Origin of the sequence: uncultured Piscinibacter sp., from assembly GCF_937952055.1 — a bacterium.
Classification (GTDB): Bacteria; Pseudomonadota; Gammaproteobacteria; order Burkholderiales; family Burkholderiaceae_C; genus Piscinibacter.
The window spans coordinates 658,887-671,872 of record NZ_CALFYO010000020.1; the positions used below are offsets into that span (position 1 = coordinate 658,887).

A 12,986-nucleotide genomic window follows, 5' to 3' on the forward strand; every position below is an offset into this window, starting at 1 on the left:
GGGACGGGTCGGACGATAGATCCGCGTCAAGGTCGCGGCCACTTCGGGAGTAACCCTAGCCCCTTGCTGTTCCGTTGCAGCACAGCTTGCCCGGTGCCGCGCACAGGCCGCACACTGCGCGGCCGGAGACGCCGATGAATCTGCCCGCCAACCCCTTCTACGCATCGCCCGAACAGCGTGTCGCGCTGGCGCGTCAGCACTTCTTCGAGGACGGCCTGCGTCCTTCGGGCATGGTCAGCGAGGCGGTGCTGCAGTCGTGGTCGCGCTGCCTGCGCACGCACCCCGACCCGCACAAGCCGGCGACGTTCGAGCCGGTCACGCCCAGCCGCGTGCACAGCGTGCTGCGCGCCAACCGCCAGCTGCTCGAGGCGGCCAGCGCCGAGCTGGAGCGGCTGCGCGAGACGCTCGCCGGCACCAGCGGCACCGCCATGCTCACCGATCCGCAGGGCGTGATCATCGGCAGCACGTTCACGCAGGCGCGCAGCCACGAGCGCCTGATGCCGGTCAGCACGCGCATCGGCGTCAACCTCGCCGAGGAGGCGGTGGGCACCACCGCACCCGGCATCACCGCGCGCACCGGCCAGCCCAGCGTGGTGCTCGGCGGCGAGCACTTCTTCGGCAACGTGCAGGTGATGCACTGCGCGGCCGCGCCGATCCGCGACGTGCGCGGCCGCCTCGCCGGCGTGCTCGACCTGTCCAGCGAGGGATTGCCGTTCGGCTTCGACGCCGCCTCGGTGGTGGCGCACTACGCCGCCGAGATCGAGAACCGGCTGTTGTGTGCGCAGTCCACCGAGCACCTGGTGGTGCGCATGCAGATCTCGCCGGCGCTGCTGGACACGCCGATGGCCGCGCTGGTCGGCATCACCGGCGACGGCCGCATCGACTGGCTCAACGGCGCCGCATCGCGCCTGCTCGGGGTGGGCACGGCAGCGGGTTCCGCCCCCGCGCCGCTGGCAGAGGACCACTTCGGGTTGCCGCTGGCGGCGCTCGCCTCGCTGTCCGGCGCCGCCACGCCGCAGGCCGTGCGGCTGCCCAACGGCCTGACGTTGTGGCTGCGTCCCGAGTGGCGCGCGCGCGACGGCCATCGACGGCTGCACCCCGCCGATCCGGCGCCGCCCCCCGCCCCATCGCCGCAGCCGGCGCCGCCACCGGCCACGCTGCGCGAGACCGAGCGTCAGACCGTCGTGCGCGTGCTCGGCGAGTGCGGCGGCAACGTCTCGAAGGCCGCGCGCGCGCTGGGCGTGTCGCGCGGGCTGGTCTACCGCCACCTGCGCCAGGGCGAAGGCTGACGCGCCGCACGGGATAATCCCGTGCATGCGAGTCTTCCGCGGCTTCCACCATCCCGGCATCGCCCCCGCCTGTGCGCTGACCATCGGCAATTTCGATGGCGTGCACCGTGGCCACCAGGCCATGCTCGCGCTGCTGCGCAACGAAGCCCAGCACCGCGGCCTGCCGTCCTGCGTGATGACCTTCGAACCGCACCCGCGCGACTACTTCGCTGCGGTCACCGGCAGGCCCGAGCTGGCGCCGACGCGCATCGCCACGCTGCGCGACAAGTTGGCCGAGCTCGAGCGCTGCGGCATCGACCAGACCGTCGTGCTGCGCTTCGACCGGCGTTTCGCCGCGCAGTCGCCACAGGCCTTCGTCGACGACGTGCTGGTGGCGGGACTGGGCGCGAAGGTCGTGCTGGTCGGCGACGATTTCCGCTTCGGCGCCAAGCGCGCCGGCGACTACGCGATGCTCGACGCGGCCGGGCAGCGCTGCGGCTTCGACGTGGCGCGCATGATGAGCTACGAGGTGCATGGTCTGCGCGTCTCCAGCTCGGCGGTGCGCGAGGCGCTGACGGCCGGTGAGATGGAGCGGGCCGCCACCTTGCTCGGCCGGCCCTACAGCCTCAGCGGCCACGTGGTGCACGGGCGCAAGCTCGGCCGCGATCTCGGCTTCCGCACGCTGAACCTGCGCTTCTCGCATCCGAAGCCTGCGGCTCTGGGCGTCTTCGCGGTGCGCACCCATGGCCTTGCCGACGGGCCACTGGACGGCGTGGCGAGCCTGGGCAAGCGCCCCACGGTGGACGACAGCGGTCGCGTCGTGCTGGAGGTGCACTGCCTGGACTGGCCGGCATCGCTCGGAGCCGAGGGCGCCTACGGACGGATCGTGCGCGTCGAGCTGCTGCACAAGCTGCGCGACGAGGAACGCTACGACAGCCTGGACGCGCTGCGCGCGGCGATCGGGCACGACGTCGAGAACGCGCGCACCTTCCTCGCCGCGCACGCGGCACCCTGAGCGCCTGGCAGCGCGGGCGGTTCAGCGCAGCGGGCGCACGGCATCGAAGCTGAACGCCGTGGCGCGCTGCGGCAGCGCCCACACCGTGTCGCCGCCGAGCGCCAGCACGTCCGGACGGCCATCGCCGGTCACGTCCGCGATCGCCACCGGCGCGATGGCCGCCGGCATGTCGATCGTCGCCTCGAGTTGCAGCGCCGGCGGCGCGAGCTGGCGCTGCACGATCACCTGCTGGCGCACCGCGCCCGCGCCTTCCGGCCAGAAGCCTCCGCGGGCAAGGTCGATCAGGCCGTCACCGTTGAGATCGCCCAGCGCGGCAGCGGACAGTCCGGCGTGTGCCGCGCCGGTTCGCACGAGCGGCTGGAACAAGTCCCCCGCGCCATCGCGAAGCAGCAGGCCGACCTCGCTGGCGAGCACGTCGCCTTCGTCGTTCGGGCCGTATACGAACATCAGATCGCTGCGCCCGTCACCGTCCAGGTCGGCCGCCGCGAGGTGATCCACCGAACCGCCGCCCGCGGTGCTGGCGACCGGCCGCGGCGCCGCGAAGCCGTCGTCGGTCTGCAGCAGCACGCTGACGCGTTCACCCCCGCCCGCAGCGAGATCGAAGCGGCCGTCGCCGTCGAGATCCGCCGCAGCGACTTCGAACACCCCGTGGCCGGCGTCCAGCGGCTGCGGCGCCAGGAAGCGGCCGCTCTGGGTGGGATCCTGCCGCAGCAGCTGCATCGGCTGGCCGCTGGCGACGATGTCCAGCCGTGCGTCGCCGTCGAAATCGCCGAGGGCCACGGTATAGGCACCCGCCGCCGCGTCCAGCATGACGGGCGCGAGGAACTCGCCCGGCCGGGCAGGATCCTGGCGCAACCAGGACAGTTGCGTCAGGTCGGGATGCGTGACGACCAGGTCGGGGTGGCCGTCGCCGTCCAGGTCGCCAAGCGCGAAGCGCCACGGATAGCGCGCCAGGACATGGTCCATCGGTGCGGCGAAGACACCCGGCGCCGTCTGGCGGTAGACCTTCAGATGGCCGATCTGGCGCTCGAAGCTCTCGATGCGGGTCGACAGCGTGATGACCTCGGCCAAGCCGTCGCCATCCAGGTCGGCCGAGGCGACCTGCGTGCCGACCCAGTAGGCATCGATGCCGCCGCCTCCGCCGCCGCAGCCGCTGACGGAACCCGCCAGAAGGCCGGCGGCGGCCCAGGCGCGCACGGCAGGTGACAGCCCTCTCATCCACGGCTCCCGAAGTACCGGTCTCCTTGTAGCAACGCCGGCGCGGCTTCGACTTGCGCCACGGCAGGCCGTCTGCCGTGGGCTGCAGCCCGCCCGGTAGAATCGACCCATGGTCTCCCGCCTCCTCTCCCTGCCCTGCCCGCGCGGGCATGCGGCCGTCCGTCGGCAGACCACGCGCGACCGAATTCAGCGCTCGCGCTGAACCTGCGACTCCGGTGCGCTGCACCGGCCCCGGAACCACGAGGCGCGTCAGCACGCGACGCGCGATCGCCATGACCGATTCCAACGAACGCCCCGTCGACTACCGCGCGACGCTGAACCTGCCCGACACGCCCTTCCCGATGCGCGGCGACCTCGCCAAGCGCGAGCCGGGCTGGGTGAAGGAGTGGGACGAGCAGGGCATCTACAAGACACTGCGCGACGCCCGTCACGGCGCGCCGCTGTTCGTGCTGCACGACGGCCCGCCCTATGCCAACGGCGCCATCCACATGGGCCACGCCGTCAACAAGGTGCTCAAGGACATGATCGTCAAGGCGCGCCAGCTCAAGGGCTTCGACGCGCAGTACGTGCCGGGATGGGACTGCCACGGCCTGCCGATCGAGAACGCGATCGAGAAGAAGCACGGCCGCAACCTCAGCCGCGACGACATGCAGGCGAAGAGCCGCGCCTATGCCACCGAGCAGATCGCGCTGCAGATGGCCGATTTCAAGCGCCTGGGCGTGCTCGGCGACTGGGCAGACCGCTACGCCACCATGGATCCGGCCAACGAGGCCGGCGAGATCCGCGCGTTCAAGCGCGTCATCGAGCGCGGCTTCGTCTACCGCGGCCTGAAGCCCGTGTACTGGTGCTTCGACTGCGGCAGTTCGCTCGCCGAGTTCGAGATCGAGTACGCCGACAAGAAGAGCCAGACGCTGGACGTCGGCTTCCTGTGCGCCGAGCCCGAGCGCCTGGCCAGCGCCTTCGGCCTGACGAAGCTGGAGAAGGACGCCTTCGCGGTGATCTGGACCACCACGGCGTGGACGATCCCGGCCAACCAGGCGCTCAACCTCAACCCGACGCTGGAGTACGCACTGGTCGATACCGAGCGCGGCCTCTTGGTGCTGGCTGCGTCCCTGGTCGAGAAGTGCCGGGCCCGCTTCGGTCTGACCGGCCAGGTGCTGGCCACCGTCACCGGCGAGAAGCTGGGCGGCATCCACTTCCGCCACCCTCTCGCCCATGTTGACAAGGGCTACGACCGCCTCAGCCCGGTCTACCTGGCCGACTACGCGACGGCGGACGACGGCACCGGCATCGTGCACAGCTCGCCGGCCTACGGCCTGGACGACTTCAACTCGTGCGTCGCGCACGGCATGAAGTACGACGACATCCTCAACCCGGTGCAGGGTAACGGCAGCTACGCGCACGACTTCCCGCTGTTCGGCGGCCAGAACATCTGGAAGGCCGTGCCGGTGATCATCGAGGCGCTGAAGAGCGCCGGGCGCCTGTTCGCCACCGAGACCATCACGCACAGCTACCCGCACTGCTGGCGCCACAAGAGCCCGGTGATCTACCGCGCCGCAGCGCAGTGGTTCGTGCGCATGGACGCGGGCGAAGGCGTGTTCACCAAGGACAAGGCGCCGCGTACGCTGCGCCAGATGGCACTGGACGCGATCGACCAGACCGGCTTCTTCCCGGAGAACGGCCGCGCACGGCTGCGCGACATGATCGCCAACCGGCCCGACTGGTGCATCTCGCGCCAGCGCAGCTGGGGCGTGCCGCTGCCCTTCTTCCTGCACAAGGACACGGGCGAACTGCACCCGCGCACGATGGACATCCTCGACCAGGCGGCGGACATCGTCGAGCGCGGCGGCATCGAGGCCTGGAGCCGCATGACGACCGAGCAGATCCTCGGCGCCGAGGATGCGGCGCACTACACCAAGAGCAGCGACATCCTCGAGGTCTGGTTCGACTCCGGCTCGACCTTCTGGCACGTGCTGCGTGGCCAGCATCCGGAAGGCTTCCACCAGGAGGGACCGGAGGCCGATCTCTACCTCGAAGGCCACGATCAGCACCGCGGCTGGTTCCACTCGTCGCTGCTGCTGGCTTGCGCGCTGTTCGGCCGCGCGCCCTATCGCGGCCTGCTGACCCATGGCTTCACGGTGGACAGCCAGGGCCGCAAGATGAGCAAGTCGCTGGGCAACGGCATCGAGCCGCAGAAGGTGAGCTCGACGCTGGGCGCCGAGATCATCCGGCTGTGGGTGGCGGCGAGCGACTACTCGGGCGACATCGCCGGCGACGACAAGATCCTCGCCCGCGTGGTCGATGCCTACCGTCGCATCCGCAACACGCTGCGCTTCCTGCTCGCCAACACCAGCGACTTCGATCCTGCCCAGGATGCGGTCGCGCCCGCGGAGATGCTGGAGATCGACCGCTGGGCGCTGTCGCGCGCGGCGCAGTTCCAGGCTGAGGTGCTGCAGCACTACGAGATCTACGAGTTCCACCCGGTGGTTGCCAAGCTGCAGGTGTTCTGCAGCGAGGACCTCGGTGCCTTCTACCTCGACGTGCTGAAGGACCGCCTCTACACCACCGCGCCGAAATCGCTGGCACGCCGCTCGGCGCAGACCGCGTTGTGGCAACTCACCCACGCGATGCTGCGCTGGATGGCCCCCTTCCTCAGCTTCACCGCCGAGGAGGCGTGGAAGTTGTTCGCGCCGGGGGCATCCGCCTCGATCTTCACCGAGACCTACTGGAACTTCGATGCGCCCGACGAGGTGCTGCTGGCGAAGTGGACGCGCATCCGCGAGATCCGCGACCTGGCGAACAAGGAGATCGAGGCGGTGCGCAGCGCGGGCCAGGTCGGCTCGTCGCTGCAGGCCAACCTGAAGATCACCGCCGGCGCCGCCGACCACGCGCTGCTCGCCGCGCTGGGCGACGACCTGCGCTTCGTCACCATCACCTCGGCGGTCGCGCTGGCCGAAGGATCGGAACTGACCGTGCAGGTCACCCCGTCGAGTGCCACCAAGTGCGAACGCTGCTGGCACTGGCGCGACGACGTCGGCCACGACGGCGCGCACCCGACGATCTGCGGCCGCTGCACCGGCAACCTCTTCGGCGCCGGCGAAACGCGCAAGGTGGCCTGACCATGGCATGGCAGAAGTCCGGCAGCCCGCTGCTGCCCTGGCTGGGCATCGCGCTGGCGATCATCCTGCTCGACCAGTTCAGCAAGACGCTGATCCTCGGCTACTTCCAGCTCGGCGACAGCCTCGGCGTCACCTCGTTCTTCAACCTCGTGCGCGTGCACAACACCGGCGCGGCCTTCTCCTTCCTCGCCGGCGCGTCGGGCTGGCAGCGCTGGTTCTTCATCGGCCTGGGTGTCGTCGCCGCCGTCTTCATCGTCTGGATGCTGCGCAGCCACGGCGGCCAGCGCATGTTCGCCTGGGCGCTGTCGCTGATCCTCGGCGGCGCCCTGGGCAACGTGACCGACCGGCTGCTGCACGGCTACGTGGTGGACTTCGTCCAGGTCCACTACGGCGGCTGGTACTTCCCGTCGTTCAACATCGCCGACAGCGCCATCACCGTGGGTGCCGGCCTGCTGATCCTCGACGAGTTGCTGCGCGTCAGGCGCAGCTGACGCGATACTGCGCGCCATGCTGATCGAGACCCTCGGCGCCGCACGCGACCTGGGCCGGCTCAACGAGATCGCCGGCGTCTTCATCCGTCACGGCTTCGGCGACACCGTGCGCAGGCTCGGACTGGCCGACGCACTGGAACGCGCCGGCCACGTGCTGCACCGCGACCACGCCGCCGACCTCGCGCGCCTCGAACCGCCGGTGCAGGTGCGACTCGCGTTGGAGGAACTCGGCCCCACTTTCGTCAAGCTCGGCCAGATCCTCGCCGGCCGGGCCGACCTGTTCGGCCCGGACTGGATCGCCGAGTTCTCGCGCCTGCACAGCCAGGTGCCGGCGGTGCCGCTGGAGACCCTGCGCGGGCAGCTGCGCGAGGATCTCGGCGACGAGCCGGAAGCCGTCTTCGAGCGCTTCGATGCCGAGCCGCTCGCCGCCGCGTCGATTGCGCAGGTGCACCGCGCCCGGCTGAAGGACGGCAGCGAGGTGGTGGTGAAGATTCGCCGCCCCGGCATCCGGGAAATCGTCGAGGCCGACCTGCGCCTGCTCGACCGCCTGGCCGCGATGGCCGAGGCCGAGGCGCCGGCACTGCAGCCCTATCGACCGAAGCAGTTGGTGCGCGAGCTGGCGCGCTCGCTGCAGCGCGAGATGGACCTGGCCGCCGAATGCCACAACGCCGAGCGCATTGCCGGCAACCTGGCGGTGCTGCCGTTCGTGACGATCCCCAAGGTGCATTGGCAGCACACGCACGAGCGCATCAACGTGCAGGAGTGCATCGAGGGCATCCCGGGCAGCGACCTCGAGCGCGTCAGCGCCGAGGGGCTGGACCGGCCGCTGCTCGCCCGACGCGGCGCGCAGGCGGTGCTGAAGATGATCGTCGAGGACGGCTTCTTCCATGCCGACCCGCACCCGGGCAATGTCTTCTACCTGAGCGGCAACCGCCTCGCCTTCATCGACTTCGGCATGGTCGGCCGCCTCACCATGAGACGCCGCGAGGAGCTGCTGGCGCTGCTGCTCGGCCTGGTCGAGCGCCAGCCGCAGGCGGTGGCCGACGTGCTGCTCGACTGGACCGGGGACGAGCACGGCGCCAACCTGAGCGCACTCGAAGGCGAGATCGAGGCCTTCGTCGACCAGTACCACGGCACGCCGCTGGCCGAACTTCACCTCGGCCAGATGCTCGCCGACGTGACCACCATCCTGCGCGAGCACCGCCTCGCGCTGCCCGCCGACCTGGCCCTGCTCATCAAGGCCTTCATCTCGCTGGAGGGCATGGGCCGCGGTCTGGACCCCGGATTTCACATGGCCAGCGAGGCGCTGCCGCTGCTGCGCCAGGTGCTGCGAGCACGCTACAAGCCGCAGGCGATCGGCAAGCGCGCCTGGCAGACCCTGCGCGATGCCTTGGCCATGGCCGAGCGGCTGCCGCACGACGTGTCGCGTGCGCTGCGCAACCTGCGCCGCGGCCGCATGCAGCTGCACATCGACCTCGCGCACCTCAAGCGTGTCGGTGACCAGCTCGACCGCGCAGCCAACCGGCTCTCGCTGGCGCTGGTGATCGCCGCGCTGATCATCGGCTCGTCGATCGTCATGACGGTGAAGGGCGGACCCACGTTGTTCGGTCTGCCGGCCTTCGGCTTCCTCGGCTTCAGCGGCGCGGTGCTGGGCGGCTTGTGGCTGGTCCGATCGATCTGGCGCAGCACCCATCACCGCGACGGGGAAGATTGACGTTGGTCAAGCCTCGCTAGGGCGGCCCCGATTGCGCGCGGTGCGGCGGCACGGCCCAATGCCCCCCATGGACGACACCTCCGCCGAGCAGCGCCCCGACTCCATCCTCGACCTGCCGCTGCGACCGCTGCGCGCCGATGACCCGCTGCGCTGGCTGGTGCATGGATGGCGGGACTTCACGCGCGCCCCGGGCATCGGACTGTTCTACGGGACGTGCTTTGCGGTGATGGGCTGGGTGCTGCTGTGGACCTACCGCCATGCGCCGGCCTGGGTGCTGGCGCTGTCGGCGGGCTTCCTGCTCGTCGGCCCCTTCCTGTGCCTGGGCCTTTACGACGTGAGCCGCAAGCTCGAGCACGGCGAGCCGCCCGACCTCGGCGCATCGCTCACCGCCTGGGACACGCGCACCGGCACCATGGCCGTCTTCGGCGGCGTGCTGCTGATCCTCGAGATGATCTGGGGCCGCGCCTCGCTGGTGGTGTTCGCGGTCAGCTTCGACGGCATGCCGGACTTCAAGGGCTCGCTCGCGGCTCTGCTCGACCCCGAGAACGTCGGTTTCATCGTCGCCTACCTGGCCGTCGGCGCGATCTTCGCCGGACTGATCTTTGCGATCAGCGTGGTCTCCATTCCGATGATCCTGGACCGTTCGGTCGATGCGGTCAGCGCCGGGCTGACCAGCCTGCGCCTGTGCCTGACGCAACCCTGGGTGATGCTGATCTGGGGGGCGCTGATCACGCTGCTGGTGGTGCTGGCGATGCTGCCCGGCTTTCTCGGCCTGCTGGTGGTCGGCCCGGTGCTCGGCCATGCGTCCTGGCATGCCTACCGATGCGCCGTCGGCGAGCTGCCAGCGGGCATCGCCTGACGAATCCCGTCAAACGTCACGTGGCGTCAGGCCGCCGCCTGGCGCCCGCGTGACTTCCTCACCCCCGCACGACGCGGCGCGAAGGCACAGTGGCCGCACCCCACTGCCGGAGCCCCGCATGCAGCCCTCGCCAGCCCCTCTCGTCGCCGCCGGCCTGCTGCTGGCCTGGACCGTCGCGCAGGCTGCCGTCCCGGAGCCGTCGATGGCTGCCGACGCCAAGGCCTATCGCCAGGACGGGGCGCGCCACCTCTATGCGGCCTACAAGGAGCAGATCTTCAAGGGCCGGTTGCCGCCGCTGATCCACGCCATCGTTGTCGCCGAGGTCGACCTCGACGCCTCCGGCAACGTGCGCGGCGTGCAGATGATCCGCACGCCCAGCCATGCACCCGAGGTGACCGCCCGGGTGCGCGAGATGATCCGCAGGGCCTCGCCCCTGCCCGCGCCGCGTCGCATGGGCGGCACGAAGTACCTGGACATCTGGCTGGTCGACAAGAGCGGCCGCTTCCAGCTCGATTCACTGACCGAAGGCCAGGACTGAGCGCACTGGCGCTGTTACGCGCCACGCCGTGGCCGCTCGCCCCCACCCGCCCTACAATACACCCCGTTACAAGACGGCCGGCTCACCGGTCGCCCATCGTGGTGCCTAGGAAGGGGACGAGCATGAACGAGACTTTGCCCGTGCGCGCTTACCAGGAGTCCCGCATCGAGGACGAGCCCATCCTCGGGCCGGTGCTGGCCCTGCCCGACGGGCGTATCCAGCCGCTGACCTGGTCGGAACGCGTGCTGCTGGCGCTGCGCCTGACGAACGCCAAGGCGCTCGAAGCGCGCTACTACCGGCCGGCCGGCTCCTGAGTCGGTCGGGTCGACCTCAGTCGACCCGCACGATGATGACGACGCGGCGGTTCTGGGCGCGACCCTCCGGCGTGGCGTTCTCGGCCACTGGCTTGGCAAAGCCATGACCACGGCGCTGGATCGCGCCGTCTCTCAGGCCGCCCTTGGTCAATTGCCGCGCCACCGATTCGGCGCGCCGCAATGACAGCATGTCGTTGTGCTTGGCGGTGCCGACGTTGTCGGTGTGGCCCTCGACCATCACGTGCTCGATGCCCACCGCGCTCAGCGATCGGGCGACGTCGGCCACGGCCGTGAGCCCCTCGGGCGACAGTTCGTCGACGTCGATGTCGAACAGCAGCTTCACCCCCAGGTTGAGCTCCCAGTTGCCGTCAGCGGCCACGAAGCCGAGGCGCTGCAGCGTGGCCACCTTCTCCGCACGCGCATCGGGCTTGGGCGGCGTCTGGCATCCCGCCAGGGCGGTGGCGAACAGGGCGGCCAGCACGCGCCGCCGTTTCCTGTCGGGCTCGATCGTTACCAATCTCCGCTCCTAGGCGACCAGCGGTCGCGGCATGTCGTCGATGCGCGCCTCGAACAGCTCGACCGAGCCACGCGAGCGCGCCTTCGCGCGGTACATCGCGGCATCCGCCGCCGCCAGCCATTGCTCCAGGCTGCCACCGGCCTCGGGCAGCATGGCCACGCCGACGCTGGCGCTGGCGTCGATGCGCCCGAAGGCGGCGCTGTCGATCGGCGCACGGATCGCGGTGGCGATCTTGGCAGCGATGCGCTGAGCATCCTCGGTCGCGCGGATCGGGCTGAGCAGCACCGCGAACTCGTCGCCGCCGAGTCGCGCGACGAAGTCGCCGTCGCGCAGCTGCGAGCGGATGCGCCGCGCCACCTGCACCAGCAGTTCGTCACCGGCGGCGTGGCCGAGCGCATCGTTCACCGCCTTGAAGCGGTCGCAATCGAGGAACAGCAGCGCCGCCGTCTCGCTGCGCGGTCGGGGAGACGCGACGATCCGCGTGGCTCGCTCGAGGAAGCTGGCGCGGTTGGGCAGCCCGGTGAGGTTGTCGTGGAAGGCCAGGTAGGACAGCGACTCGTTGGCGGTGCGCAGCGTCTCGTGCTTGGCCACCAGGCTTGCCTCGCGGCTCTGGATCTCCGCCAGCAGCGCGTTGACGTCCTCGCCGAGATCGTGGATCTCCTTCACGGTGGCCGGCGGCGCACGCATCTCCAGCGCCCGCTCGATGCGCGCGGTACGCGTCAGCGCGGCCAGCCGGTTCAGCGGCCGGACGATGTCGCGCTCGATGCGGCGCGACAACCGCGCCACCAGCCAGGCGTTCGCCGCCGTGCACAGCACGATCGCCGCCAGCACCTTCAGCAGGTAAACCAGCGAGGCGACGCCGCCTCCCTGCACCTGCACCTCGCCGTAGCTTCTTCCCTCGTGGCCGATGATCGCGCTGGCCTGGCGCGCGAAGAGCAGTGTGGCGACGTCGCCGAGCAGCGCATCGAGCAGCGTGTCGTTGTGCGCCTCGTAGGTAGCCAGGCTGCGGCCCTGCATGTCGACGATGCGCGCCACCCGCAGGCCCTCGCGCTGCGCCACCAGAGCCAGCAGTTCCTGCGCCATGTCGCGGTCGCCGAACACGGTCGCGGCTTCGGCGGTGTAGGAGATCGATCGAGCCACCAGCCTGAGGTTGAGGTCGACCTGGCTGCGCAGTGTGACGAAGGACACCACCGTCAGCACCAGCGCCGCAGCCACCACGGCGGCCAGGCCAAGGCGCAGGTGCGCCGCGCGCATCGCGTCGAGCAGCGGCTGGCGCGCGCTCATGATCCGCCTCCGATGGCACTGCGCGCGATGCGCAGCACCAGCGGGTTGACGCGCAGACCGCTGCGCGCGATGGCGTCGAGGTTGGCATTGAAGCGGATCGAGACCGCGGCAGGTTCGAGGCAGAACATGCCGCCGTCGCTGCAGAACTCCGCACCCTCGCCGAGCATCAGCACCGGTTGGCCTGCCATGCTCCTGAGCAGCTGTCGGCCAGCCGCGGCATCCACACCCGCGACGTAGACGGCATCACATTCGCTGCCTGCCTCCGCCGCGTTGACTGCCGGCCGCACCACCACGGGGCGCTGCACCGAGCCGATCTCGGCGGCGCGCAGCAGCAGTTCGTCGATGCCAGGCCCGCGGCCCACGGTACACAGGCGGATCGCCGCGACGTCGGCCGGCCAGCGCGTGTAGCTGATGATGCCGGCCACCACGACCGCCACGCTGGCACGCGGTGCGGCCGCCGGCGCCGAGGAGGATTGCGCCGTCGCCGTCGCCGCCGACAGCGCGCAGGCCAGGCAGACGAGCAGGCGGCAGGTCGTCGTCCGACGTCCCTGTCCACGCCTCGGCAAACGGGTGAACGCGTACACGGGCGGCATGGCGCCAGTATGGCGGGTCATCCTCCGTCACTTGCATGCGTCTGTGTGCACTGCAC

12 protein-coding genes are annotated in these 12,986 nt (G+C 70.5%); 8 read left to right on the plus strand and 4 right to left on the minus strand.

Going from position 1 to position 12,986, the window contains the following annotated elements:
- The first annotated feature begins 134 nt into the window (after positions 1-134).
- Positions 135-1,289, plus strand: coding sequence for a GAF domain-containing protein (locus tag Q0599_RS13985; RefSeq protein WP_298830356.1), 1,155 nt, complete (start codon positions 135-137; stop codon positions 1,287-1,289).
- 25 nt (positions 1,290-1,314) lie between these two features.
- A complete protein-coding gene (locus Q0599_RS13990; protein ID WP_298830358.1) occupies positions 1,315-2,283 on the plus strand; it encodes a bifunctional riboflavin kinase/FAD synthetase in 969 nt (322 codons plus the stop codon).
- Positions 2,284-2,304: 21 nt separating this feature from the next.
- On the opposite strand, the gene Q0599_RS13995 is transcribed toward Q0599_RS13990, so the two are convergent.
- Complete coding sequence (locus Q0599_RS13995) at positions 2,305-3,501, minus strand: VCBS repeat-containing protein (protein ID WP_298830360.1); 1,197 nt, start codon at positions 3,499-3,501, stop codon at positions 2,305-2,307.
- Between the two features lie 272 nt (positions 3,502-3,773).
- Between Q0599_RS13995 and ileS the strand changes: the two genes are divergently transcribed.
- The 6 genes from ileS to Q0599_RS14025 all read left to right on the plus strand — a co-directional run bounded on the left by ileS (position 3,774) and on the right by Q0599_RS14025 (position 10,536).
- Positions 3,774-6,620 carry an isoleucine--tRNA ligase gene (ileS, locus tag Q0599_RS14000; RefSeq protein WP_298830362.1) on the plus strand — a complete coding sequence of 949 codons (2,847 nt, stop codon included), beginning with the start codon at positions 3,774-3,776 and terminating at the stop codon, positions 6,618-6,620.
- Positions 6,621-6,622: 2 nt separating this feature from the next.
- Positions 6,623-7,111, plus strand: coding sequence for a signal peptidase II (gene lspA / locus Q0599_RS14005; RefSeq protein ID WP_298830364.1), 489 nt, complete (start codon positions 6,623-6,625; stop codon positions 7,109-7,111).
- 16 nt (positions 7,112-7,127) lie between these two features.
- Complete coding sequence (locus Q0599_RS14010; protein ID WP_298830366.1) at positions 7,128-8,825, plus strand: AarF/UbiB family protein; 1,698 nt, start codon at positions 7,128-7,130, stop codon at positions 8,823-8,825.
- Between the two features lie 67 nt (positions 8,826-8,892).
- Positions 8,893-9,684 carry a DUF2189 domain-containing protein gene (locus tag Q0599_RS14015; RefSeq protein ID WP_298830367.1) on the plus strand — a complete coding sequence of 264 codons (792 nt, stop codon included), beginning with the start codon at positions 8,893-8,895 and terminating at the stop codon, positions 9,682-9,684.
- Between the two features lie 118 nt (positions 9,685-9,802).
- Complete coding sequence (locus Q0599_RS14020; protein WP_298830369.1) at positions 9,803-10,222, plus strand: hypothetical protein; 420 nt, start codon at positions 9,803-9,805, stop codon at positions 10,220-10,222.
- 122 nt (positions 10,223-10,344) lie between these two features.
- A complete protein-coding gene (locus tag Q0599_RS14025; protein ID WP_298830371.1) occupies positions 10,345-10,536 on the plus strand; it encodes a hypothetical protein in 192 nt (63 codons plus the stop codon).
- A gap of 16 nt (positions 10,537-10,552) precedes the next feature.
- Here Q0599_RS14025 and Q0599_RS14030 read toward each other — a convergent pair whose 3' ends face one another.
- The 3 genes from Q0599_RS14030 to Q0599_RS14040 are packed head-to-tail and all read right to left on the minus strand — an operon-like array spanning position 10,553 to position 12,930.
- Positions 10,553-11,053 (minus strand): OmpA family protein, encoded by a 501-nt coding sequence (locus tag Q0599_RS14030; protein WP_298830373.1) that lies wholly within the window; start codon positions 11,051-11,053, stop codon positions 10,553-10,555.
- Between the two features lie 9 nt (positions 11,054-11,062).
- Complete coding sequence (locus tag Q0599_RS14035) at positions 11,063-12,337, minus strand: sensor domain-containing diguanylate cyclase (protein WP_298830375.1); 1,275 nt, start codon at positions 12,335-12,337, stop codon at positions 11,063-11,065.
- Positions 12,334-12,930, minus strand: coding sequence for a YfiR family protein (locus Q0599_RS14040; RefSeq protein WP_298830377.1), 597 nt, complete (start codon positions 12,928-12,930; stop codon positions 12,334-12,336). The genes Q0599_RS14035 and Q0599_RS14040 overlap by 4 nt, the downstream gene beginning before the upstream one ends.
- Positions 12,931-12,986 lie beyond the last annotated feature (56 nt).

Excerpts from the sequence above, each read along its gene's own strand:
- Q0599_RS14015 (WP_298830367.1), top strand. The coding sequence starts at position 8,893 with ATGGACGACACCTCCGCCGAGCAGCGCCCCGACTCCATCCTCGACCTG.
- Q0599_RS13995 (WP_298830360.1), bottom strand. The coding sequence starts at position 3,501 with ATGAGAGGGCTGTCACCTGCCGTGCGCGCCTGGGCCGCCGCCGGCCTT.
- Q0599_RS13985 (WP_298830356.1), top strand. The coding sequence starts at position 135 with ATGAATCTGCCCGCCAACCCCTTCTACGCATCGCCCGAACAGCGTGTC.
- Q0599_RS14010 (WP_298830366.1), top strand. The coding sequence starts at position 7,128 with ATGCTGATCGAGACCCTCGGCGCCGCACGCGACCTGGGCCGGCTCAAC.
- Q0599_RS13990 (WP_298830358.1), top strand. The coding sequence starts at position 1,315 with ATGCGAGTCTTCCGCGGCTTCCACCATCCCGGCATCGCCCCCGCCTGT.
- ileS (WP_298830362.1), top strand. The coding sequence starts at position 3,774 with ATGACCGATTCCAACGAACGCCCCGTCGACTACCGCGCGACGCTGAAC.
- Q0599_RS14040 (WP_298830377.1), bottom strand. The coding sequence starts at position 12,930 with ATGCCGCCCGTGTACGCGTTCACCCGTTTGCCGAGGCGTGGACAGGGA.
- Q0599_RS14035 (WP_298830375.1), bottom strand. The coding sequence starts at position 12,337 with ATGAGCGCGCGCCAGCCGCTGCTCGACGCGATGCGCGCGGCGCACCTG.
- Q0599_RS14020 (WP_298830369.1), top strand. The coding sequence starts at position 9,803 with ATGCAGCCCTCGCCAGCCCCTCTCGTCGCCGCCGGCCTGCTGCTGGCC.
- Q0599_RS14025 (WP_298830371.1), top strand. The coding sequence starts at position 10,345 with ATGAACGAGACTTTGCCCGTGCGCGCTTACCAGGAGTCCCGCATCGAG.
- lspA (WP_298830364.1), top strand. The coding sequence starts at position 6,623 with ATGGCATGGCAGAAGTCCGGCAGCCCGCTGCTGCCCTGGCTGGGCATC.